22 protein-coding genes are annotated in these 23,265 nt (G+C 54.7%); 19 read left to right on the top strand and 3 right to left on the bottom strand.

The features are described from left to right. Positions 1-13 precede the first annotated feature (13 nt). The 7 genes from A8710_RS07620 to A8710_RS07590 all read left to right on the top strand — a co-directional run bounded on the left by A8710_RS07620 (position 14) and on the right by A8710_RS07590 (position 5,814). Positions 14-895 (top strand): PHP domain-containing protein, encoded by an 882-nt coding sequence (locus A8710_RS07620; RefSeq protein WP_068859359.1) that lies wholly within the window; start codon positions 14-16, stop codon positions 893-895. After that, entirely contained in the window at positions 892-1,512 is a 621-nt protein-coding gene (locus A8710_RS07615) for an L-threonylcarbamoyladenylate synthase (protein ID WP_068859358.1), read from the top strand. The genes A8710_RS07620 and A8710_RS07615 overlap by 4 nt, the downstream gene beginning before the upstream one ends. Before the next feature lie 66 nt (positions 1,513-1,578). Further along, positions 1,579-2,796, top strand: coding sequence for a tryptophan--tRNA ligase (locus A8710_RS07610; protein ID WP_082968730.1), 1,218 nt, complete (start codon positions 1,579-1,581; stop codon positions 2,794-2,796). Between the two features lie 80 nt (positions 2,797-2,876). Beyond that, positions 2,877-3,821 carry a segregation and condensation protein A gene (locus tag A8710_RS07605; protein WP_094078699.1) on the top strand — a complete coding sequence of 315 codons (945 nt, stop codon included), beginning with the start codon at positions 2,877-2,879 and terminating at the stop codon, positions 3,819-3,821. Then, the gene (gene scpB / locus A8710_RS07600) at positions 3,811-4,377 is read left to right on the top strand and encodes an SMC-Scp complex subunit ScpB (RefSeq protein WP_068859351.1); all 567 of its coding nucleotides are present in this window, start codon (positions 3,811-3,813) and stop codon (positions 4,375-4,377) included. The genes A8710_RS07605 and scpB overlap by 11 nt, the downstream gene beginning before the upstream one ends. Then, complete coding sequence (rluB, locus tag A8710_RS07595; protein ID WP_082968729.1) at positions 4,370-5,380, top strand: 23S rRNA pseudouridine(2605) synthase RluB; 1,011 nt, start codon at positions 4,370-4,372, stop codon at positions 5,378-5,380. The genes scpB and rluB overlap by 8 nt, the downstream gene beginning before the upstream one ends. A gap of 8 nt (positions 5,381-5,388) precedes the next feature. After that, positions 5,389-5,814: a DUF2721 domain-containing protein gene (locus A8710_RS07590; RefSeq protein ID WP_068859350.1), complete on the top strand. Its 426-nt coding sequence runs from the start codon at positions 5,389-5,391 to the stop codon at positions 5,812-5,814. Position 5,815: 1 nt separating this feature from the next. Here A8710_RS07590 and A8710_RS07585 read toward each other — a convergent pair whose 3' ends face one another. Genes A8710_RS07585 through ubiG form a run of 3 tightly spaced genes read right to left on the bottom strand, consistent with a single transcriptional unit; the run spans position 5,816 to position 8,029 of the window. Next, positions 5,816-6,580, bottom strand: coding sequence for a YciK family oxidoreductase (locus A8710_RS07585; RefSeq protein WP_068859348.1), 765 nt, complete (start codon positions 6,578-6,580; stop codon positions 5,816-5,818). Between the two features lie 37 nt (positions 6,581-6,617). Continuing rightward, on the bottom strand, positions 6,618-7,289 hold the full coding sequence (locus tag A8710_RS07580; protein WP_068859346.1) for an HAD family hydrolase: 672 nt from the start codon (positions 7,287-7,289) through the stop codon (positions 6,618-6,620). A 2-nt stretch (positions 7,290-7,291) separates the two neighbouring features. Continuing rightward, positions 7,292-8,029 carry a bifunctional 2-polyprenyl-6-hydroxyphenol methylase/3-demethylubiquinol 3-O-methyltransferase UbiG gene (gene ubiG / locus A8710_RS07575; protein ID WP_068859344.1) on the bottom strand — a complete coding sequence of 246 codons (738 nt, stop codon included), beginning with the start codon at positions 8,027-8,029 and terminating at the stop codon, positions 7,292-7,294. A 131-nt stretch (positions 8,030-8,160) separates the two neighbouring features. Here ubiG and gyrA point away from each other — a divergent pair, with 131 nt between their 5' ends. The 12 genes from gyrA to ttcA all read left to right on the top strand — a co-directional run bounded on the left by gyrA (position 8,161) and on the right by ttcA (position 23,242). Next, positions 8,161-10,944, top strand: a complete 2,784-nt coding sequence (gene gyrA, locus A8710_RS07570; RefSeq protein WP_068859342.1) for a DNA gyrase subunit A — start codon at positions 8,161-8,163, stop codon at positions 10,942-10,944. Then, positions 10,928-12,007, top strand: coding sequence for a 3-phosphoserine/phosphohydroxythreonine transaminase (gene serC, locus A8710_RS07565; protein WP_068859340.1), 1,080 nt, complete (start codon positions 10,928-10,930; stop codon positions 12,005-12,007). The genes gyrA and serC overlap by 17 nt, the downstream gene beginning before the upstream one ends. 24 nt (positions 12,008-12,031) lie before the next feature. After that, positions 12,032-13,129 (top strand): prephenate dehydratase, encoded by a 1,098-nt coding sequence (gene pheA / locus A8710_RS07560; RefSeq protein ID WP_068859338.1) that lies wholly within the window; start codon positions 12,032-12,034, stop codon positions 13,127-13,129. Between the two features lie 10 nt (positions 13,130-13,139). Continuing rightward, positions 13,140-14,267: a histidinol-phosphate transaminase gene (gene hisC, locus A8710_RS07555; RefSeq protein WP_068859335.1), complete on the top strand. Its 1,128-nt coding sequence runs from the start codon at positions 13,140-13,142 to the stop codon at positions 14,265-14,267. Then, positions 14,264-16,498 (top strand): bifunctional prephenate dehydrogenase/3-phosphoshikimate 1-carboxyvinyltransferase, encoded by a 2,235-nt coding sequence (locus tag A8710_RS07550; RefSeq protein WP_068859333.1) that lies wholly within the window; start codon positions 14,264-14,266, stop codon positions 16,496-16,498. Before hisC ends, A8710_RS07550 begins: the two co-directional genes overlap by 4 nt. A gap of 30 nt (positions 16,499-16,528) precedes the next feature. Continuing rightward, a complete protein-coding gene (gene cmk, locus A8710_RS07545; RefSeq protein ID WP_068859331.1) occupies positions 16,529-17,251 on the top strand; it encodes a (d)CMP kinase in 723 nt (240 codons plus the stop codon). A 195-nt stretch (positions 17,252-17,446) separates the two neighbouring features. After that, positions 17,447-19,117: a 30S ribosomal protein S1 gene (gene rpsA, locus A8710_RS07540; protein ID WP_068859329.1), complete on the top strand. Its 1,671-nt coding sequence runs from the start codon at positions 17,447-17,449 to the stop codon at positions 19,115-19,117. A gap of 119 nt (positions 19,118-19,236) precedes the next feature. Continuing rightward, entirely contained in the window at positions 19,237-19,551 is a 315-nt protein-coding gene (ihfB, locus tag A8710_RS07535) for an integration host factor subunit beta (RefSeq protein ID WP_068860681.1), read from the top strand. After that, complete coding sequence (locus A8710_RS07530) at positions 19,551-19,778, top strand: lipopolysaccharide assembly protein LapA domain-containing protein (RefSeq protein WP_068859327.1); 228 nt, start codon at positions 19,551-19,553, stop codon at positions 19,776-19,778. The genes ihfB and A8710_RS07530 overlap by 1 nt, the downstream gene beginning before the upstream one ends. Positions 19,779-19,800: 22 nt before the next feature. Then, complete coding sequence (gene pyrF / locus A8710_RS07525) at positions 19,801-20,523, top strand: orotidine-5'-phosphate decarboxylase (protein ID WP_068859326.1); 723 nt, start codon at positions 19,801-19,803, stop codon at positions 20,521-20,523. Positions 20,524-20,652: 129 nt separating this feature from the next. Then, positions 20,653-22,248 (top strand): OmpP1/FadL family transporter, encoded by a 1,596-nt coding sequence (locus A8710_RS07520; protein ID WP_068859325.1) that lies wholly within the window; start codon positions 20,653-20,655, stop codon positions 22,246-22,248. 100 nt (positions 22,249-22,348) lie between these two features. After that, positions 22,349-23,242 (top strand): tRNA 2-thiocytidine(32) synthetase TtcA, encoded by an 894-nt coding sequence (gene ttcA, locus A8710_RS07515; RefSeq protein ID WP_068860679.1) that lies wholly within the window; start codon positions 22,349-22,351, stop codon positions 23,240-23,242. Positions 23,243-23,265: the final 23 nt, after the last annotated feature.

Raw genomic sequence — 23,265 nt, 5'->3', positions numbered from 1 at the left:
GCGAGCACTATCCATGCCGTTGATTGATTTGCACAGCCACAGCCAATGTTCTGACGGCAGTTTGTCGCCTGCCGACTTGGTGGCCTTGGCGGTGCGCGCAGGGGTAAAGGCTTTGGCGCTAACCGATCATGACAGCGTGGATGGCATTCGTGAGGCCAGACTAGCGGCGAACGGCACTGGGCTGACCTTAATCGCAGGGGTCGAGCTATCTGCAGTTTGGGGTGTGCACAATATCCATGTCGTGGGCTTGCAGGTGGATATTGAGCATCCTGTACTCAAAGCAGGTCTTGCCCAGCAAGCAGGTGCGCGGGCTGAGCGCGGCAAGCTCATGGCAGCCAAACTGGAGGCCTTAGGCATGAAGGGGGCGTATGAAGGTGCCTTAGCGCTGGCCAGCAGTCCTGATGCCTTGAGTCGTACGCACATGGCGCAATGGCTGTTTGATGCTGGCCATGTCAGCACGATCCAACAGGCTTTTGATAAATACCTAGGTCCTCGCAAGCCTGCTGCCGTGCCCATGCCCTGGGCGAGCTTGGCCGATGTGGTGTCTTGGATTAAGGCCGCTGGCGGCGTGTCGGTGGTGGCGCATCCAGGTCGCTATGACATGAGCCGAACCAAGATGCGGCAGCTCCTACAAGACTTTAAGGCGCTCGGTGGCGATGGCATGGAAGTGGCAACGGCTACCGAAAAGCCAGACATGGTGGCTTATTTAGGTAAGCTATCTCAGCAGTTTGAGCTGCTGGCTTCGCAGGGCAGTGACTATCACGGCAAGCCTGCGCCATGGATTGCCTTGGGCCGGTTCCCTTCGCTGCCTGCAGGTTGTATACCGATTTGGACGGCCTGGGGCTGGCCGGCCACGGATGCCGAATCCGTTTTAAGCAGGGAGTTAACGGCGTGACACAACATTGGCATTTACACCCAGAGAATCCGCAACCACGCCTACTCAAGCAAGCCGTGGAGCGGCTCAAAGCCGGTGAGTTGTTGGTCATGGCCACGGACGCTAGTTATGTCTTGGTCTGCCATATTGGTGATAAAGCGGCTTTAGATCGGTTACGCCGCGTGCGAGATTTGGATGATCATCATCACCTGACTTTACTGTGTCGCGACCTGTCAGAGATTGGCACCTATGCCAAGGTCGACAACAGCGTATTTCGTTTACTGAAAGCGCATACCCCCGGCGCCTATACGTTCATTTTGCCTGGGACCAAAGAAGTGCCTAAGCGCTTACTGCACCCTAAGAAACAGACCATTGGTATTCGCATTCCGGATCACCCGGTGGCTCAAGGCTTGCTGGAGTTGATGGGCGAGCCTTTACTATCCACCACACTGCAAATGCCCGGGGAAACTGAGCCGCTGAATGATCCTGAAGAGATTGTGAGCCAGCTGCAAAAGCGGGTCGATGTCATTCTTGACTCGGGCTACGGCGGTCTGCTCTCCACCACGGTTGTCGATTTTAGTGAGGGTAACCCCTTGGTACTGCGCGAAGGCCTAGGTGATCCGGCACCATTTCAGTAAAGTATTCCCCTGGCTTCGTGGCTATAATTCTTTTTTGCGGTTCAGTCTAATTGTGGAGCGTCGTCCTTGAGTTCAGTGGCATCCCCCCAGCGCGTTTTGTCTGGTATGCGTCCCACCGGCCGTCTTCATCTCGGTCATTATCACGGCGTGTTGAAAAATTGGGTCACCCTGCAGCATGAGTACGATTGCTACTTTTTCGTTGCGGATTGGCACGCGCTGACAACGCATTATGATGATCCAAGCCAGCTTGAAGCCAGCACCATGGATATGGTGGTGGATTGGCTGGCGGCGGGCGTGAACCCAAAGGCGGCGACGCTATTCGTGCAGTCCGCTATGCCAGAGCATGCCGAGCTGCATCTGCTGTTGTCGATGATGACGCCCTTGGGATGGTTGGAGCGTGTGCCGACCTACAAAGATCAACAAGAAAAACTCAAAGAAAAAGACTTGGCCACCTACGGCTTCCTGGGCTACCCCTTGCTGCAAGCAGCAGACATTCTGTTGTATCGCGCGGGTTTAGTGCCGGTTGGTGCCGATCAGGTCTCCCACGTTGAGCTTACCCGCGAAGTGGCGCGTCGCTTTAACCACCTCTTTGGTCGTGAGCCTGGCTTTGAGCAGGCGGTAGAAGCGGCGGTGGTGAAGATGGGCAAGAAGGCTTCCAAGGTCTACATCGACCTGCGTAAGCGCTATCAAGAAACTGGTGATGCGGCAGCCTTAGAAACCGCGCAAGCCTTAGTTCGAGATCAACAGAACATCACCCTGGGCGATAAAGAGCGTCTGCTGGGCTCTATCGAGGGATCGGGCAAAATCATCCTTCCTGAACCTCAAGCTTTGCTGACGCCAGCCGCGAAAATGCCGGGCTTGGATGGTCAGAAGATGTCCAAGTCTTATGGCAACACCATCGCCTTACGTGAAGCGCCGGATGATGTGGATGCCAAGATCCGCAAGATGCCGACCGATCCGGCGCGTATCCGACGCACCGATGCTGGCAACCCCGATGTCTGCCCTGTTTGGCAGTTGCACGAAGTGTATTCGGATGAGCAGCGTAAGCAGTGGGTGCAGGAAGGTTGCCGCAGTGCTGGCATTGGCTGCCTTGAGTGCAAGAAGCCAGTGATTGACGCCATCAATGCCGAGCTGGTGCCTATGCGTCAGCGCGGTCGTGAATTTGAGCAAGCGCCAGACATGCTACGTAGCGTTTTAGCGGAAGGTGCGGAGCGAGCGCGTGAAACAGCCGCTAACACATTAGCCGATGTACGACAGGCATTGGGGCTTGCTTACAGACGCTAAGCCGGTTGTAATGCCTTTTACCGCTGCGAAGCGGCAAGCAGAGAGCGCACATGAGCGAAAATAGTGCAGCCGAACCAGTCATGGATTCGGCTTCTATAACATCCGAGACGACATCTGAAGTCTCCGCAACGCCCGAGCCGCAGGTGACCGCACCTGCTGAATTGCTCACGATCGCGCGCGTAAAAGGCGAATTAATTACCTCGTTACCCGACGATTTATATATCCCGCCTGATGCCTTGCAGGTCTTTCTCGAAACCTTCGAAGGCCCGCTGGATCTGTTGCTCTACCTGATCCGTGCTCAGAACCTCGACATTCTTGATATTCCCGTTGCTCGAATCACGCATCAGTACCTCGACTATGTGGAGCTGATGAAGCAGCTCAATTTCGACCTTGCGGCCGAATACCTTCTGATGGCGGCTTGGCTGGGCGAGATCAAGTCACGACTATTGCTGCCCAGACTGAAAACGCCTGACGGTGAAGAAGAAATTGATCCGCGTGCCGAGCTGATTCGCCGCCTGCAGGAATACGAGCGTTTTAAACAGGCGGCTGCGCACATCGACAGCTTGCCTTGCGAGGGCCGCGACTTTTTTGTTGCTGTTGCCCAGCAGCCGGACTTCAGCCGCCAAAAGACACCACCGACCGTGGAGTTGCGTGAGTTACTGCTGGCGTTGCAGGACGTGTTGCGCCGTGCCGACCTTTATGAGTCGCACCAGATATCCAAGGAGGGTCTGTCCATGCGTGAGCGCATGAGCCAGATGCTCGACAAACTGCGGGGTGAGGGCTTTCTGCCCTTTGTTTCTCTGTTTACGGTCGAAGAGGGACGCCTCGGTGTAGTGGTGTCGTTCATGGCCATTCTGGAGTTGGTCAAGGAAGGCCTGATTGATCTGGTGCAGACCGAAGCGTTTGCCGATATTCATGTTCGCGCTCGCGTTGGCGATGCCCGGGGCCATGCGCTAGACCTCGGCGAAGACGTCGAGATCGAACCCACTGAACTCGATGAGGAGGCTGCGTTCGATGACGCCTGATGAACTAAAAGCCATTGTGGAAGGCGCATTATTTGCGGCCGGTCGAGCGCTAAGCATAGAGCAGCTGCAAGCGTTGTTTGAGGAGGGCGCACGCCCCGATGCTGGCAGTTTGCGCGCCATTTTAAATGCGCTGCAGTCCGACTACAGCGAACGCGGCGTGCTGTTGCAGCAAGTCGCTTCCGGCTGGCGCTTCCAGGTACGTACCGATGTTGGCCCTTGGGTCAGCCGGTTATGGGAAGAACGCCCACAGCGCTATTCGCGAGCCCTACTAGAGACCTTGGCGCTGATTGCCTATCGCCAGCCCATCACGCGCTCTGAGATTGAAGACATTCGTGGCGTGACGGTGAGCACAGCCATTGTGAAAACCTTGCTAGAGCGAGAATGGATTCGGGTGGCGGGCCATAAGGAAGTGCCGGGAAGACCAGCGCTGTTTGCCACCACGAAAACCTTCCTCGACGATTTTAATTTACAGGGCCTGGCTGATCTGCCGGCCTTGGCCAACCTTCGCGATCTCTCCGAGATTGCTGCTGAACTGGAACAAGCAAACCATGAGTGAAAAACTGCAGAAAGTCCTCGCCCGTACCGGCCTCGGTTCGCGTCGTCACATGGAGCAGGCCATTGTTGATGGCCGCGTCAGTGTGAATGGCGCTATTGCCAAACTCGGCGACCGCATTGAGGAAAAAGATGAGCTGCGTCTGGATGGCCGTCTCGTGCATTTCTCCGTGGTGAATGAATTGCGTCGTCGTGTCATTGCCTACTACAAGCCGGAAGGTGAGATTTGCTCGCGTCATGACCCGGAAGGTCGCCCGACCGTGTTCGACAACCTGCCGCGCATCAAGGACGAGCGCTGGGTCATGGTCGGCCGTCTCGACATCAACAGTACCGGCTTGCTGCTGTTCACCAATGATGGTGAGTTTGCCAACCGCCTGATGCACCCCTCCAGCGGCATCGAGCGTGAGTACGCTGTGCGCGTGATGGGCACACTGACCCCCGACATGCAGCGCACGCTCTGTGAGGGCGTTGAGCTCGATGATGGCCCCGCAAAGTTCGAGAGCGTCTCGGAGCTGGGCGGCGAGGGCTTCAACCGTTGGTGGCAAGTCGTGGTGAAGGAAGGTCGCAACCGCGAAGTGCGCCGTCTGTTTGAGTCGCAGGAACTGAAGGTCAGCCGTTTGCTGCGTACCCGCTATGGCACGCAGAAGCTGCCGCGCGAGCTGCGTACCGGTCGTTGGATCGAGCTCGACAAGCCCGACATCGACAACCTGCTGGGCGCGGTTGAGCTGCGTCCGCGTCGTGGCGGTACCGGCCTGTTCGGCATCACCAAGCGTCGTGTCGAGAAGCAGAAAGAGAATCCGTTGCCGGCGCGTCCGGTATCGCAGCAGCGCCAGCGTCGCACGCCGGAAGAAGCAGCGAAGAGTGGCGAGCGCAGCAAGCCGTCGCGTATTTCGCGTCCGCAAAGCAACACACAAATGACGACTGATGCCCCCCGCAAAGGCGGCTATTTACGTCAACAAAAGCGTGATGGTCGCAAGCCGGATGATTCGTCCGACAACAACCGTTGAGCTGAATCATGGATATTGAAGTCAGCACTCCTTCAATCCTGTTCCCGGCAATTTCCTTGCTGTTGCTGGCGTTCACCAATCGCTTCCTGGGGCTCGCCAGCCTGATCCGCAATTTGCATGATCAGTACAAGCGCCAACCCGATCCGCAAATCCTGGCGCAGCTGGGCAATTTGCGTAATCGCCTGCTGTTGATTCGTGACATGCAAGCCTGTGGCGTGCTCAGTTTGGCCATTTGCATTCTCTGCATTGGCTTACTGTTGTTGGGCTTTAAAGGGGCAGGCGTGGTGGCCTTTGTGGTGAGTCTGCTGCTGATGTTTTTGGCGCTGGCACTGTCGTTGCGCGAAGTACTGATCTCTTGCCGTGCACTGGAAGTGCATTTGGCAGATATCGAAGAGCTTAAGCCACGGGATGAACCGTGGCATAAGCACCTCTAAATCATCCTGTTGTGCTGGCGCGTACCGGCTGTGCGTCGAAAGACTGACCGCTAATGCCGGCGCTGTCTGGGCCAAGCAAATACAGGTACAGCGGCATCAACTCTTCTGGCGCTTTTACCGACTGAGGATTTTCGCCTGGATAGGCACTGGCCCGCATATTGGTGCGCGTGCCGCCAGGATTAATGGCGTTCACGCGTATGGCTGAAATTGCTGCCAACTCATCCGAGAGCATCTGCACCAAGCCTTCAACGCCACACTTAGAGATGGCATATGCGCCCCAGAAGGCGCGAGCACGGCGACCCACGCTGCTGCTGGTCATGACCACACTGGCATCTGGCGATTGCTTGAGCAGGGGCAGTAGTGCCTGCGTCAGCACAAATGGTGCGCGCAAGTTCACATTCATCACGAAATCCCAGGTATCGGGGTCATACATTTCCAGCGGTGTGATTTCGCCCAGTACCGCTGCGTTATGCAGGATGCCATCTAAACGACCAAAGGTGGTCTCAATCACGTCTGCAACTTCGCGGCAGCTAGCAGCACTGGCCTGGCTCAGATCCAGGGTAAGAATGGCCGGTGTTGGATGACCCGCAGAGACGATCTCGTCGTAGACGGCATTGAGCTTGTCATTGTCCCGGCCGAGTAAAATCACGGTGGCGCCATGCGCGGCACAGGTGAGGGCGGCCACGCGGCCAATGCCGGCACTGGCGCCGGTAATGAGCAGAACCCGATTTTTCAGCAGGTCAGCAGCAGCAACATAATTTTGCATCAAAGCACTCTCATCGTTAAAACAGGTGATGGGTTAATCAGGCAAGACGTGCTTGCAGCCAGCGCAGAAAGTCGTCTGGCGTATCGCAAACGACGTCGGCATTCCACGTGGTGTGACTGTGGGCTTCGGGCAAGTAACCCCAGCCAACGGCAACAGTCTGCATGCCGGCACGGCGGCCGGCCTCAATATCACGGGCATGATCGCCCACATAAATACAGGCGCTTGCATCCACACCCGCCATGGTAGCGGCCTTAAACAGGGGCTCCGGATGCGGCTTGCTATGCACGACCTCATCGGCAGACACCGTGGCGGCACTGCGAACAGACAGCCCCAAAGCCTGCATGAGAGGGCGCGTGTAGGTGCTGGACTTATTAGTGACCACACCCCACGCAATGTGCGAGCGCTCCAGCAACTGCAGTGACTCTTCTAAGCCCGCAAAGACCACCGAGGTGTCAGCCAAATGCTCAATGTAGTCGGCGAGAAACGCGAGTCTTAGCTGCTCAGATTGCTCGCTGTCGGGGGCGACGTGTGGAAAGCCTGTGCGAACGACCGCTTTTGCGCCCTCTGATACCACCGCACGGATCGGCTCATAGGGCATAGCGGGCAGCCCATGCGTCGACCGGAGGCGGTTGATGCCGGCATGGAAATCCGGTGCGGTATCCACCAGAGTGCCATCTAAATCAAAAAATACCCCTGCAATACGACTCATGCTCAAGACTGCTCCGCAGCAGGTTTGGTGCAGGCGACCATGTAGTTGACGTCGACATTGGGTGCAAGCCAGTAGCGGCCGTTTAGTGGGTTGAAGTGAAGGCCCGTCATCTCATCAAGTTGCAGGCCAGCTGCACGAATCCACTGACCGAGCTCGGAAGGTCGAATGAATTTCTGATAATCATGCGTGCCGCGGGGCAGCATGCGCAGCACATATTCGGCGCCAACAATGGCAAACAGCCAGGATTTCGGATTACGGTTTAGGGTGGAGAAAAAGACGCGGCCACCGGGCTTAACCAGACGCATGCAGGCAGCAACAATCGCTGAGGGGTCTGGCACGTGCTCAAGCATTTCTAAGCAGGTTACGGTGTCGAAACTTTCTGGCTGTTCAGCCGCAAGCGCTTCCACGGTCACTTGGCGATAGGCCACCGATTTCACGCCCATTTGTTCGGCATGCAAAGTGCCCACGGCGAGTGGCGCAGCGCCCATATCAATGCCCAACACTTCAGCGCCACGACGCGCCATGCTTTCCGACAAAATTCCGCCGCCACAACCCACGTCCAGGACGCGTTTGCCAGCCAAACCCACGCGCTCGTCTATCCAGTTCAGGCGTAAAGGATTGATGTCGTGCAGTGGCTTAAATTCGGAGGTGTTATCCCACCAGCGCGCAGCCAGCGCCTCGAATTTGGCAATTTCGGCGGGATCTACATTGTTTGTCGGCAAGTCAGCTGGAAGAGACATAAGTGCAGTCTGTCAGATAAGAAATTGGATGAGCAGTATAGCGGCATTCGTTGTTGCTCGTGACTACGGCAAAGCCATCACATGTGATAGACTCCAGCGCTTTGCAACGCTTAAAAATAAGAGAAAACTGCATGTCCGACGTTGCCATGGAAATCCTCCCGGTCAATATCGAAGACGAACTTCGTCAGTCCTACCTCGACTACGCCATGAGCGTGATTGTCGGGCGTGCGCTGCCGGATGTTCGCGATGGTTTGAAGCCCGTCCACCGCCGTGTGCTGTTCGCTATGCACGAGCTCGGCAACGACTGGAATAAAGCCTATAAGAAGTCGGCGCGTGTCGTCGGCGACGTCATCGGTAAATACCACCCGCACGGCGATACCGCCGTTTACGACACCATCGTGCGTATGGCGCAGCCCTTCTCGCTGCGCTATTTGCTGGTCGATGGTCAGGGCAACTTCGGTTCGGTAGACGGCGACAACGCCGCTGCTATGCGTTACACCGAAGTGCGCATGACGCGTCTCGCGCATGACCTGCTCGCCGATCTCGATAAAGAAACCACGGATTGGGTGCCGAACTACGACGGCACCGAGATGATTCCGGCGGTCATGCCAACGCGTGTGCCAAATTTGCTGGTCAATGGCTCTAGCGGTATTGCCGTGGGCATGGCGACCAACATTCCGCCGCACAACATGACCGAAGTCATTAATGCCGTGCTGGCCTTGATCGACAATCCGGATCTCGATGTTGACGGCCTGATGCAGCACATCACCGGCCCAGACTTCCCGACCGCAGGCATCATCAATGGTCGCGCTGGTATTGTTGAGGCTTACCGCACCGGTCGTGGCCGCATCTATATGCGCGCTCGTCACCATGTCGAGACCGATGCCAAGACCAATCGCCAAACCATTGTTTTCACGGAAATTCCGTATCAGCTCAACAAGGCTCGCGTGATCGAGAAAATTGCTGAGCTGGTGAAAGAGAAGAAACTCGAGGGCATCTCCGAGCTGCGTGATGAGTCCGATAAAGACGGTATGCGCATTGTCATCGAGCTGAAGCGCGGTGAAATGGCGGAAGTGGTGGTGAATAACCTGTTTGCGCAAACGCAGCTGCAAAGCGTGTTTGGCATTAACATGGTGGCCATTGAAGATGGTCAGCCTAAGATCATGAATCTCAAGCAGATTCTTGAAGCCTTTGTGCGCCATCGCCGCGAAGTCGTGACCCGCCGTACCGTCTTTGAGCTACGCAAAGCCCGTGAGCGCGGCCATATTCTTGAAGGCTTGGCGGTAGCACTGGCCAATATCGATCCGGTTATTGAGCTGATTAAGCAGTCTCCTAGCCCGAGCGAGGCAAAAGAGCGCTTGATGGCCGAAAGCTGGTTGCCAGGTGCGGTTGAAGGCATGCTTGAGCGTGCCGGCGATGTGCATGCCTGCCGACCAGAAGGGTTGTCGCTGGCCTATGGTTTCAATAATGGCCGCTATACCTTGTCGGCCGATCAAGCGCAGGCCATTCTGGATCTTCGCCTCAACCGATTAACCGGTCTTGAGCAAGATAAGCTGGTGGCGGAATATGCTGAAATTCTGACTAAAATCAGTGCTTTAGCATTGATTCTTGCGGAGCCTGAGCGCCTCTTAAACGTGATTCGTGATGAGCTGCGCGACACCCTGGCACTCTACGGTGACAAGCGTCGTACCGAGATTATCGCCACGCGCCTCGATTTAACGCTGGAAGATTTGATCACCGAAGAAGACGTGGTGTTGACCATTTCGCATACCGGTTACGCCAAGATTCAGCCGATTACCGATTATCGCGCCCAGCGTCGTGGCGGCCGCGGCAAGTCCGCTACCAGCATGAAAGATGAGGACTATATCGAGCACCTGTTGGTCGCCAGCACGCACGATACCGTGCTCTGCTTCACCAGTGCGGGTAAGGTCTATTGGTTGAAGGTTTATGAGCTGCCGCAAGCCAGCCGTGGCTCCAAGGGCCGACCGCTGGTGAACGTTCTGCCCTTGGCTCCCAATGAGCGCGTTACAGCACTGCTCCCCATTGATCTGGCGGCCTATGCCGATCAAGAGCTGGCAGATGATGAAGAGCTAGACGAAACCGTCATTGATGCGTTGCCAGAAGGTGATGACGAAGAGGGCGACGACGCGGCCGATTTGGGCGTAACGGGCACAGATGAACCCACTGGTGACTACATTTTCATGGCGACCGCGTCGGGCACCGTGAAAAAGACCTTGCTGTCACAGTTTAGCCGTCCCCGTAGCAGTGGCCTCATCGCTTTGAAGCTCGATGAAGGCGATACCTTAATTGCTGTTGCAGTTACCAACGGTGCATCCGAAGTCATGTTGTTCTCGGATGGCGGCAAAGTGATTCGCTTTAAAGAAAAGCATGTGCGTACCATGGGTCGTACCGCGCGTGGTGTTCGTGGCATGCGATTACCAGAAAGTCAGCGTTTGATCTCCATGATCATTCCGCAAACGGGTGCCAAAATCCTCACAGCGTCCGAGAACGGCTTTGGTAAGCGTTCGGAGTTGGCCGAATACCCGCGTCGCGGTCGTGGCGGTCAAGGCGTTATCGCCATGCAAACCAGTGATCGTAATGGCGCGCTGATTGGTGCTGTCCAAGTCATTGATTCAGATGAGCTTATGCTGATTTCTGATCAAGGTACTTTGGTGCGTACCCGCGTCAGTGAAGTCTCTGTACTGTCTCGTAATACCCAAGGTGTCACGCTGATTAAGCTGGGTAAAAACGAGAAGCTTGTTGGTTTGGTGCGCTTAGATGAAGTGGAAGAAGACGACTTCATTGAAGGCGAAGCCGAGGCAGTAACAGCGCTGGCCTCACCAACAGACGAGGCGGCAGACCCGACTGAGAATTTGTCCACAGACCCATCGGTGCAAGATGACGAGAGCGTATAACTTTTGCGCGGGCCCGGCTGCATTGCCGGAAGCCGTGTTGCAACAAGCCCAGATTGATTTGGTCGATTGGCAGGGGCGTGGCTGCTCCATCATGGAAATGAGCCATCGCGGTGCCGATTTTGTGGGTATTGCGGAGCAAGCAGAGCAGGATCTGCGCGACCTGCTCAATATTCCAGCGAATTACAAGGTGCTGTTCCTTCAGGGCGGCGCCACACTGCAATTTGCCCAAGTGCCGCTGAACTTGTTGCGTGGCCACGCATCGGCAGACTATGTCTGCACCGGTGTTTGGTCAGAAAAAGCCATTGAAGAAGCGCGTAAGTACGCGGGCGTTAACGTGGTGGCCACTGATGTGGCCAACAATTTCCGTAGCGTACCGGCCTTCAACACCTGGCAGCTCGACCCTAAAGCGGCCTATCTGCACTACACCCCGAATGAGACCATCCACGGCGTTGAGTTCGATTTCATCCCACAGGTGGATGTGCCCTTAGTGGCGGATTATTCGTCAAGCATTCTTTCCGAACCCTTAGATGTGTCTAAGTTCGGTTTGATCTACGCAGGCGCTCAGAAAAACATCGGTCCGGCAGGCATTGTCGTGGTCATTGTGCGTGAAGACCTGCTGGGTCACGTCAAGGCCGGTACGCCTACTTTGCTGGATTATGCTGTGTCCGCTAAAAACGGCTCGATGTACAACACGCCGCCGACTTACGCGTGGTACTTAGCGGGCTTGGTCTTTCAGTGGCTGAAGCAGCAAGGCGGCCTGACGGCGATGGCAGAGCTCAATGCCCGCAAAGCCCGCAAGCTGTATGCCGCGATTGATGGCTCCGATTTCTATGCCAATCCAGTTGCGCTAGCGAATCGCTCGCGCATGAATGTGCCGTTCACCTTGGCGGATGCCAAGCTAGATAAAACATTCTTGGCCGAAGCCGAGCAGCTGCGCCTGCTGAATTTGGCCGGCCACCGTTCGGTGGGCGGTATGCGTGCCAGCTTGTACAACGCGGTGCCCGAAGCGGCAGTAGATGCCCTGATCGATTTCATGGGCGATTTTGCCCGTCGTCATGGCTAATCTGAGTTCAGGAAGGCGGCTAGCATGAGCGAAAAATTGCCCAGCTTGGAATTAATCCGTAGCGAAATTGACGGGATAGATGCTGAGATTCAGCGTTTAATCAGTGCCCGTGCGCGTTGCGCTCAGCAAGTAGCCGAAGTGAAAAAGGCCACGGAGCCTGACGCCACGGTGTTTTACCGCCCTGAGCGCGAAGCGCAGGTGCTGAACAAGGTCATGGCGCGTAATGAAGGTCCGTTACACCCCGAAGAGATGGCACGCCTGTTCCGTGAAATCATGTCGGCCTGTTTGGCGTTGGAACATCCGCTGCGCATTGCTTTCCTGGGGCCTCACGGCACTTTTACGCAAACGGCGGCGCTGAAGCATTTCGGCCACTCGGTGCAAACAGTACCGCTGGCCAATATTGACGATGTTTTCCGCGAAGTGGCGGCTGGCAGCGTCAATTATGGCGTGGTGCCTGTAGAAAACTCGTCTGAAGGGATGGTCAGCCATACGCTAGACTCTTTCTTGGACTCGAACCTGCAGATTATTGGCGAGGTAGAGCTGCGTATTCATCACCATTTATTGGTGTCTGAAGGCACGCAGTTAGCGTCAATTTCACGCATTTACTCGCATCAGCAGTCTTTAGCGCAGTGCCGTAAATGGCTGGATGCGAATTTTCCAAAAGCAGAGCGCGTGGCGGTGTCGAGCAATGCCGAGGCTGCGCGCCGGATTAAAGGCGAATGGCATTCGGCTGCGATTGCGGGTGAAACCGCTGCCGAGCTCTACGGTCTAACGAAGTTGCACGAGCGCATTGAGGATAATCCGAACAATACGACCCGATTCTTAATTATTGGTCGTGAGTCGGTAGCGCGCTCTGGAGATGACAAGAGCTCCATCATCGTCTCCGTACGCAATAACGAAGCCGGTGCGCTCTATAGCTTGTTGGAGCCTTTCTACCGTCGCGGTATTAACTTAACGCGTATTGAAAGCCGTCCGAGCAAGCATGATGTGTGGACTTATGTGTTCTTCATTGATTTCGAAGGGCATCAAGACGATCCGCTGGTGAAAGAGGTCATGGCTGAGCTTGAGCCGCGTATGCGCCAAGTGAAATGGCTGGGTTCCTACCCGCGTGCTGTGCTCTGAGAACGCTGCCATGACGCCATTTCTTCAGCAAGCACGACCCTGTGTCCAACACCTCGCGCCTTATCAGCCGGGCAAGCCTATTAATGAATTGCAGCGCGAGTTGGGGCTGACCCGTGTGGTGAAGTTAGCCAGCAATGAAAACCCACTCGGACCCTCGCCAAAAGCACTCGCTGCTTTGCAGCAAGCAGTGCAGGGTGATCCTGTGGAGCTGGGCCGTTACCCCGATGGCAATGGTTTTATCCTGAAGCAGGCGTTAAGCCAGCGTTTCGGCTTAAGTTTGGATGGCATCACGCTGGGCAATGGCTCTAATGATGTGCTGGAGCTGGTTGCTCGCGCGTTTCTAGGCGAGGGTGATGACGCTATTTTTGCTGAACATGCGTTTGCGGTTTATCCCTTGGCAGTGCAAGCGGTAGGTGCGCGCGGAATCGCTGTGCCGGCACGTCATTATGGTCATGATTTACCGGCCATGGCTGCTGCGATCACGCCGGCCACGAAAGTCATCTTTCTGGCAAACCCCAATAACCCCACGGGCACTTGGTTCGAAGCGGCTGACTTCACGGCATTCATGGCGCAAGTGCCAGCGCACATCGTGGTTGTGTTGGATGAAGCATACGGTGAGTTTGTGACTGCACCCGATGCTTTAGATGGCCTGAAAGAGCTGCCTAAGCACCCCAACTTGATCGTGTCCCGCACCTTGGCGAAAGCTTATGGCTTGGCCTCTTTGCGCGTTGGCTATGCTGTTTCTTCGGCAGAAATAACAAACATTATCAATCGAGTACGCCAGCCATTTAATGTTAATAGCTTGGCGCTAATTGCGGCTGCGGCAGCCATTAATGATGATGAGTTCGTGGCTAAAACCCGCGACTTGAATCAGGCGGGAATGCAGCAATGGTTAACGGGATTGGCGGCCCTTGGGCTCAGCGCCATTCCCTCGCGCGGAAATTTTCTATGCGTCGACATGCAGCAAGACGCCGCCCCCCTGTTTCAAGCCCTGCTGCGAGAAGGCGTGATTGTTCGACCCGTGGCCAACTACGGTTTACCAAGGCATTTACGTATTTCCATCGGCCTGGCTGAAGAAAATGAGTTTGGCTTAGAGGCCTTGGCGCGTGTACTTGCTGCCAGCCGGAGCCCGGCATGACACGCTGGCCACTGCGCCAAGTCGCTTTTGTCGGCTTTGGTCTCATCGGCTCCAGCTTGGCGCGCGTTATGCGCGAGCAGCAGCTGGTGGAGCGCATCACCGCCGCTAGCCGTAGCAGCCAGACCTTGGCTCTGGCACGTCAGCTAGGGCTGATTGATATCGGTTATGCGGACCCGGCAGATGCCGTGCGCGGCGCTGACTTGGTCATTTTGGCCATGCCTGTTAATGCCACAGAAAGCATTTTGCGCGCTATTAAGCCAGCACTGTCGGCGCAGGCAGTGATAACTGATGTCGGCAGCACAAAAGGTAATGTCGTGGCTGCCGCCGAGGCCGTCTGGGGCGAAGTACCTCCCACGTTTGTTCCGGGCCATCCCATTGCAGGCTCTGAGCAAAGCGGTGTGCTTGCGGGTCGTGCCAATCTCTTTGCGGGCCACAAGGTCATTCTCACGCCGTTGCCGACTACGCAGGCCGAGGCCCTCGCTTTGGTGACCTCGCTGTGGCAAAGGGCGCAGGCAGATGTGCTAACCATGAGCGTTGAGCGTCATGACTCTGTACTAGCCCGGACCAGTCATTTGCCGCACTTACTGGCGTTTTCACTGGTCGATACCTTGGCGCGTGAATCCAATAACCTGGATATTTTCCGCTATGCCGCCGGCGGTTTCCGTGACTTCACCCGCATTGCCGGCAGCGATCCGACCATGTGGCATGACATCTTCTTAGCGAATCGCGATGCCGTTCTGGAGGCCTTGGATGGCTTTGAGTCGGGCACGCGTCTACTGCGCCAAGCCATTACCACGGGTGACAGCGAAGCTTTACTCGGAATTTTCACGCGTGCCCGTGTGGCACGAGAACACTTCACCCACATGTTGGCCGGAACGGCCTATGCGAAACCCATGACTGCCGAAAAAGATCTGACCTATACCGTCCAGCCCGGAGGCCGTATGAATGGCCGCATTCGTGTACCGGGCGACAAATCCATCTCGCATCGCTCCATCATGCTCGGCTCGATTGCAGAGGGCATTACGGAAGTAACCGGCTTCCTCGAAGGCGAAGACGCGCTAGCAACCCTGCAGGCATTCCGTGACATGGGCGTGGTCATCGAGGGCCCGGAGCGCGGTCGCGTGCGTGTGCATGGCGTTGGTCTGCACGGCCTAAAGCCTGCGCCTGGCCCACTCTATGTTGGTAATTCCGGTACCTCCATGCGTCTGTTGTCCGGTATTTTGTCGGCACAACCCTTCGATACTGTGATGACTGGCGACGCGTCGTTGACCAAACGCCCGATGGAGCGCATTGCCAAGCCTCTGCGTTTAATGGGAGCGGATATCCAGACCACGGGTGAGCGCGGCACGCCTCCGGTCAGCGTTCACGGTGCTAGCACGGCGGCTAAGGGCGGCCTCAAGGGCATCCATTACGATATGCCTGTGGCCAGTGCCCAAGTGAAGTCCGGTGTATTGCTTGCTGGCCTCTGGGCTGACGGTGAAACCAGTGTCACCGAACCTGCACCGACCCGTGACCATACCGAGCGCATGCTGAAAGGCTTCGGTTATGAAGTGAAGGTGCAGGGCGCTACAGCCTCGTTGCGCGGTGGCGGCAAGCTCACCGCAACGAAGATTGATGTGCCCTCAGATATTTCCTCGGCGGCGTTTTTCCTAGTTGCAGCTTCCATTGCCCCGAACTCTGATTTAACCCTGGAACATGTGGGCATTAACCCCACGCGTGTGGGTGTCATCAATATTCTGAAAGCCATGGGCGGCAATCTGGAAGTCTTCAACGAGCGCGAAATTGGCGGCGAACCGGTAGCGGATATCCGCGTGCGCTCAGCACAACTGAAGGGCATTAACATTCCGGAAGATCAAGTGCCATTGGCAATTGATGAGTTTCCAGCGCTGTTTATTGCCGCTGCCTGTGCAGAAGGCACAACGGTACTTACCGGTGCTGAAGAGCTGCGCGTAAAAGAGTCGGACCGTATTCAAGTGATGGCCGATGGCCTGGCTATTTTGGGCATCAGCGCAGAGCCCACACCCGATGGCATCGTCATTCAAGGCGGGCAGCTCGGCAGTGGTGAAGTGGTCAGCCACGGTGACCACCGAATTGCCATGTCCTTTGCCATGGCGGGTTTGCGCGCAAACGGCCCCATTGTGATTCGTGACTGCGCTAACGTGGCGACCAGTTTTCCAGATTTCCTCGGCCTAGCAAAACGCTGTGGCTTGGCCATTTCGGCCAGCGAGTAAGTCTTTTTTAATGTTTTGTTGAGCGTATTCATGAGTGCTGAAATCGAAAAGTCCCCACGCGTCCTGCTAGCGCCGGTCATCACCATTGATGGCCCCAGTGGATCGGGTAAGGGCACTATCGCTCATCGTGTGGCCACCCGTTTGGGTTTTCATGTGCTCGATTCAGGCGCGCTGTATCGCTTATTGGGTGCAGCGGCAGAGCGTCATGCCGTAGCCGTGACGAATGAGGCCGCCTTAGAAGTATTAGCGGCTCATCTTGATGTGCAATTTTTATTCGATGCGTCTGGAGAGGCTCAAATCTTGCTGGAAGGCGAGGATGTGACTCACAGTATCCGCACAGAGGAGGCCGGACGTGCGGCTTCCCAGGTCGCTGCATTGCCTCGTGTACGCGATGCGCTCATGGCGCGTCAGCAAGCGTTTCGTGAAACGCCGGGCCTGGTCGCCGATGGGCGCGATATGGGCACGGTGGTTTTCCCAGACGCCGAGCTCAAGATTTTCCTCACCGCGTCGGCCGAGGCCAGAGCCGAGCGTCGCTACAAACAATTGCTGGAAAGAGGCTTTAGTGCTAGTCTCGCCGCCCTAATCGATGACATCCAAGCCCGTGACGCACGCGACACGCAGCGTACGGTTGCGCCGCTGAAGCCAGCGGATGATGCCATTGTGTTGGACAGTACCGATCTGGGCATTGATGCCGTGGTAGCTCATGTGTTTGAAGCGGCCCAAAAGATACCGAGTATTGCCAAATATATGTAATTTAATCCATGGCTTAGCGTCATGAATTAAATAAAGGCTAACGAGCATGTGCCTTGCCCTAAGGCCCATGTTGTTGGGGGTTTCTCTTCTCGCGTCCACCAGCTTGGCGAGTCGAGAGACTAAAAAACCACAACGCCTCCTGAGCTGGTCAGGTGGATTTACACACAAGTGCCATCCCGGCACTGGAAGGATTACATGACTGATTCATTTGCCGCCCTATTTGAAGAAAGCTTAATTTCCCTGGACGTGGAGCGCGGTGCGCTGATCCGCGGTACCGTCGTTGCAATCGATAACGACTGGATCACCGTAGACACTGGCCTCAAGTCCGAGGGTGTTATTGCCCGTGAAGAGTTCCTGAACGATCGCCGCGAGCTGGAAGTTGCCGTGGGTGACGAGGTTGACGTTGTTGTTGACGCCCTCGACAACGGCATGGGTTACACCGTGCTGTCCCGCGAAAAAGCCAAGCGTGCCGAAACCTGGATCCGTTTGGAGAAGGTTTTCGAAGCCGGCGAAATCATTCGTGGCATTATCTCTGGCAAGGTCAAGGGCGGCTTCACCGTCGACGTCGGTTCCATCCGCGCGTTCCTGCCAGGTTCGCTGGTCGACATCCGTCCAATTCGCGACACTGCGCATTTGGAAGGCCGTGAGCTGGAATTCAAGCTCATCAAGCTCGATGCCAAGCGTAACAACGTGGTTGTTTCGCGCCGCGCCGTGATGGAAGCCGAGTCGTCCGCAGAACGCGAACAGCTGCTCGCCAACCTGCAAGAAGGCCAAGTCGTTAAGGGTATCGTTAAGAACCTCACCGACTACGGTGCATTCGTTGATCTGGGCGGTATTGATGGTCTGTTGCACATCACTGACATGGCTTGGAAGCGCATCAAGCACCCATCGGAAATCGTTGAAGTGGGCACTGAGCTGACCGTTAAGGTTCTCAAGTTCGACCGCGAGCGCAACCGTGTTTCCTTAGGTCTGAAGCAACTTGGCGAAGATCCATGGCTGGCGCTGATGGGCCGTTACCCAGAAGGTACACGTGTCAACGCTAAGATCACCAACCTGACCGATTACGGCTGCTTTGCCGAAATCGAAGAAGGCGTGGAAGGTCTGGTTCACGTGTCCGAAATGGATTGGACCAACAAGAACATTCACCCGTCCAAGGTCGTTCAGATCGGCGACGCCGTGGAAGTTATGGTTCTCGACATCGACGAAGAGCGTCGTCGTATCTCCCTCGGCATCAAGCAGTGCCGTGAAAATCCGTGGGATGCCTTTGCGCGTCAACACGAGAAGGGCGAGAAGGTTTCCGGCAACATCAAGTCGATCACCGATTTCGGTATCTTCATTGGTCTCGACGGCGGCATCGACGGCCTGGTTCACCTGTCCGACATTTCTTGGAACGAAGCGGGCGAAGAAGCCGTGCGTCGCTTCAAGAAGGGCGATCCGATCGAAGCCACCATTCTCTCGGTTGATCCAGAGCGTGAGCGCATCTCGTTGGGCATCAAGCAACTCGAGCGCGATCCGTTCGGTGACTTCGTCGGCAGCTTCGACAAGGGCTCCATGGTTAAGGGCACGGTTAAGTCGGTTGACGCTAAGGGCGCTACCATCGACATCGACGGTGTTGAAGCCACGCTGCGTGCTTCTGAGCTGAGCCGTGACCGTGTTGAAGACGCGACCAAGTTCCTGGCTGTCGGCGATGCCGTTGAAGCCAAGATCATCGGTATCGATCGCAAGACCCGCGTCATTTCCCTGTCCGTGAAGGCCAAGGATGAAGCTGAAGACCGTGAAGCAATTGCTTCGCTGAAGGATCAGGGTGCTGATGCAGCCGGTCCTAAGACCATTGGTGACCTGATTAAGGCGCAAATGGGCAGCTAAGTGCTAACTTTGCTGTAAAAAAAACGGGGATAGTTGTCTATCCCCGTTTTTTTATGTTTAAAATCAGGCTCTTGTTTCTTGCCCCGTTTGTTTGAAACGGTTGAGGCTTTGCCATGTCACTGACCCGCTCCGAACTGATTGACCGCCTCGCTGCGCGTCAGACCATGCTAACGCTGAAAGATGTTGAGCTTTCAGTGAAAACCATGGTTGAGCACTTGTCTGAAACGCTATCAGCCAGTGAGCGTATTGAGATTCGTGGCTTTGGCAGTTTCTCGCTGCATTATCGTGCGCCGCGCGTTGGCCGTAACCCCAAAACAGGGGAGTCGGTGCAGCTTGAAGGTAAGCGATCACCGCACTTTAAACCCGGCAAAGAACTGCGAGATCGGGTCAACGAAAGTGCGAGCCATACACCTATCCAGGAAGGAGAGGGTTAATGCCCATCGTTAAGCGCTTCGCATTCTATTCGCTAGCAACGCTTACAGCGTTTGTGGTGTTGTGGATGGTGATCGTGAACGATCAGGCCATTGCACTAAACCTAATTTTTATTCAAACGCCTTCCATTAATGCGGGCTTTGTCATTTTGTTGACCTTATTGCTGGGGCTGATGCTGGGCTTTTTCTTGGGTACGTTGCGTGCCCGATTAGTCAAACCTAAAGCCTAAGCATCGTCGTAGAGTATTGTTCATGTTGGTTACCCCTCAGCCTATTAAGGCTAAATCGCCCGTTATTGTTGCCCTAGACTTCACCTCCGCGCATCAAGCTGAGGATTTTGCTGATCGACTGCCCGCAGGCTCTTGTCGCCTGAAGGTTGGCAAGGAGCTTTTTACGCACGCGGGACCTACTTTAGTGCGTTCGCTACAAAGTCGCGGTTTTGAGGTGTTTTTAGATCTGAAGTTCCATGACATTCCCAATACGGTGGCTGGCGCTGTTGCAGCAGCTGCTGACCTTGGCGTTTGGATGGTGAATGTCCATGCTCAAGGCGGGCGTCGGATGATGACAGCGGCCCAAGAACGCCTGGGGCAGGGTGGATATCAAACGCTACTAACGGCCGTGACCGTATTGACCAGCATGGAAGCTGACGATCTCAAAGAGATTGGCATTCATCGAACACCCTTAGAGCATGTTCAAGCACTCGCCTTACTTGCAGCAGATTGCGGATTGCATGGCGTGGTTTGCTCGGCACAGGAAGCTCAGCCCTTGCGTGCGATTCTGCCCAAAGGTTTTGCCTTAGTGACTCCAGGTATTCGCCCTGCTGACGCGACGGCCGATGATCAACGCCGAATCATGACACCTGAACAGGCGATGCAAGCTGGGGTGAACTATCTCGTGATTGGCAGGCCCATCACCCAGGCTGCAGATCCAGTATCCGCCTTGCGGAAAATTAACGAATCACTAGGTTTTTCCTAGTCAATCACTTATCTGACCGATTATCTTGTTTATTGAGCCACTCATCTGGTTTGTAGAGTTGTTAGAATGTGACCAATAAGTCCTCACATTGAGGCGTCACCCTGACACACTGCAACAGATGGAGTCTTCATGTTTTATCGTTCAGCACTTTTAACCTCTCTGCTTTTAGTACCGTCGGCTGTTTTTGCAGCCGGGTTAGAGTTCCCCTGGCAATCAACAAGCGCCATGGGATCTGCAAATGCTAATGCGGCTGAGGCAGCTGACGCATCCACGATCTATTTTAATCCGGCAGGCATGTCGCGCTTGAAAGGGACGCAAGTTAGCCAAGGTCTGCAATTGCTGTCCGTCCGGGGACAATTCCAAGACCAAGGTTCTAGTCTGGTCGATGGCACACCTACAGGCGGTGGCAACGGTGGCACATATCATCCTAAGTTTATTGGGGGCGGTGAGTTTTATGCTGTAACGCCATTAGATGATCAAATCACCGTCGGCTTAGGCGTGTTTGTGCCCTATGGCGCGAACGTGAACTATAAATCTGATTGGGCGGGTCGTTTCTCAATTGATCGCGGCGCCATTGAATCGCTCAATATTAACCCGTCACTTTCCATTCGTTTTGATGACCAGCACTCCCTTGGCTTCGGCTTATCGACTCAGATCATGCATGTTCGCTTGCGTTCTGCTGCGGATGTCAAAAATGCGGTCGCCGGTGTGGCGCAAAATACGGCGTTCGAATTTGCAGGCGGGGTACCTAATGCGGTTTGTACCGGCCTAAATATTGGTTTGATTAATGGCCTATGTAATCTCACCACGAGCACCATTGGTGGCTTGCTCACCAGTAATAACCCCTTGCTGGGAACTCAAGCCGTGCAAGGCGAGGGTGTCTTAAATATTGAAGGCTATGGTTATGGCTTTGGCTGGAATGCAGGCTATCTCTTCGCTTTTAATGACGATAAGAGCCGCGTTAGCTTGTCCTATCGCTCTAAAATCACGCAAACCATCAAAGGGGAGTTTGATTGGGACTTTAGTGATGTCACTGGCCGCATTCCTAACCCAAAAGACCCCTTGTCGGTGTTATCAACGGGCGCCGTTGATGCTCGTAGCTACATTGAGCAATATGTTCGCCCTGATACAGATTCCAGCTTACGTATTACAACGCCAGAAGTAGCTATCGGTGGCATCTTTCATCAGTTAACCCCCCAACTAGCTTTAATGACGAGTGTTAATTGGACTCGCGCTAGTCGCATCAATGAATTACGTATTGAGGCTGAAGATAGAACAGATCCCGATGGGAATACTGTTCGGCAAGGGGATGTGGTTGTTAAGACAAAATTCCGAGATGTATTCAAACTAGGGGTAGGCGCGAATTATCGTTTTAATGAACGCTGGTTAGGTCGTGCGGGAGTAGGTTATGAGCAAACCCCCATTCCTAATGCAGAAGCTCGTCACGGCTCTTTGCCGGATGCTAACCGTCGTGTCTACTCCTTAGGTTTGAATTACCTCAAAGATAAGAAAACTAGCATCGATCTCGCTTATTCCTTTATCACGCTTGAAGATGCTAACGCGAACTACCAAGATGACTGTCACCCAACGGGTTATGTCATGCCGGGCAATGCGGTGGGCGTACAACCCACCGATGAATGTACAGGTAATGCAGATCGTTTTAAGGGCAGATTCAGCAACACCTATGTGAACTCCGTTGGCCTGCAGTTAAATCAGCGCTTCTGACGCGCTGGTTTACAGCGAGCGCCAGTTTTAGGACAATTCGCGCCTCTCTTTGAGGCGCTTTTTTATGGTTACTTCCGTGCAATTTATTGATCCCGCAGACCTGGTCGCAGCTGATTCAGCAGCTCCATACAATGCGCCCACTAAAGAGGACGCTAAACGTCAGCGTTTGAATAAATTGCAGAAACGACTTCGTCGCTTAACAGGTCAAGCGATTGAAGATTTCAACATGATTCAGGAAGGCGACAAGATCATGGTTTGCCTGTCGGGTGGTAAAGACAGTTACACCATGTTGGAAATTCTGCTTAGCTTACAAATAAGCTCACCCATTAAGTTCGACATTGTGGCCGTTAATCTAGATCAAAAACAGCCAGACTTTCCAGAACATGTGTTACCCACGTATTTAACTGCTCGCGGCGTGCCTTTCTATATTCTTGAGAAAGACACCTACAGCATTGTTAAAGAGCTCACGCCAGAAGGTCAAACTTACTGTGCCGTTTGTAGCCGACTCCGCCGTGGCAATTTATATGCATTTGCCCAAGAAATTGGTGCCACCAAAGTTGCGCTAGGTCATCATCGCGATGACATTATGGCGACGCTAATGTTGAATCTTTTTCATAATGGCCGATTAAAAGCCATGCCACCCAAATTATTATCGGATGATGGCAAAAATATTCTGATTCGCCCTTTAGCCTACTGCAAAGAGAAAGATATTGCTGAATATGCTGCTCTGAAGGAGTTTCCGATAATCCCCTGTAATTTGTGCGGCTCCCAGGCCAATCTACAGCGTGCCCAGGTAAATCAAATGCTCAGGGATTGGGATAAGCAATTCCCGCAACGGTTAGATAGTATGTTTACGGCGATTCAAAATGTGGCGCCTTCGCAGCTGGCAGATACGAAATTTTTTGATTTCGAAGGTCTGGAGTTGAACAGGGTGCCCATGGCTCAAAAACCGTTAGAGGAAAATCGTTTAGAGGTAGTTAATCTGAGTATTTAAACCCATAAAAAAGCCGGCTTTCT

The sequence above is a fragment of the Perlucidibaca aquatica genome (assembly GCF_001676655.1).
In the GTDB taxonomy this organism is placed as follows: Bacteria; Pseudomonadota; Gammaproteobacteria; order Pseudomonadales; family Moraxellaceae; genus Perlucidibaca; species Perlucidibaca aquatica.
Note: the sequence above shows the minus strand (reverse complement) of the source record. Positions and strands in the feature narration are given on the sequence as shown.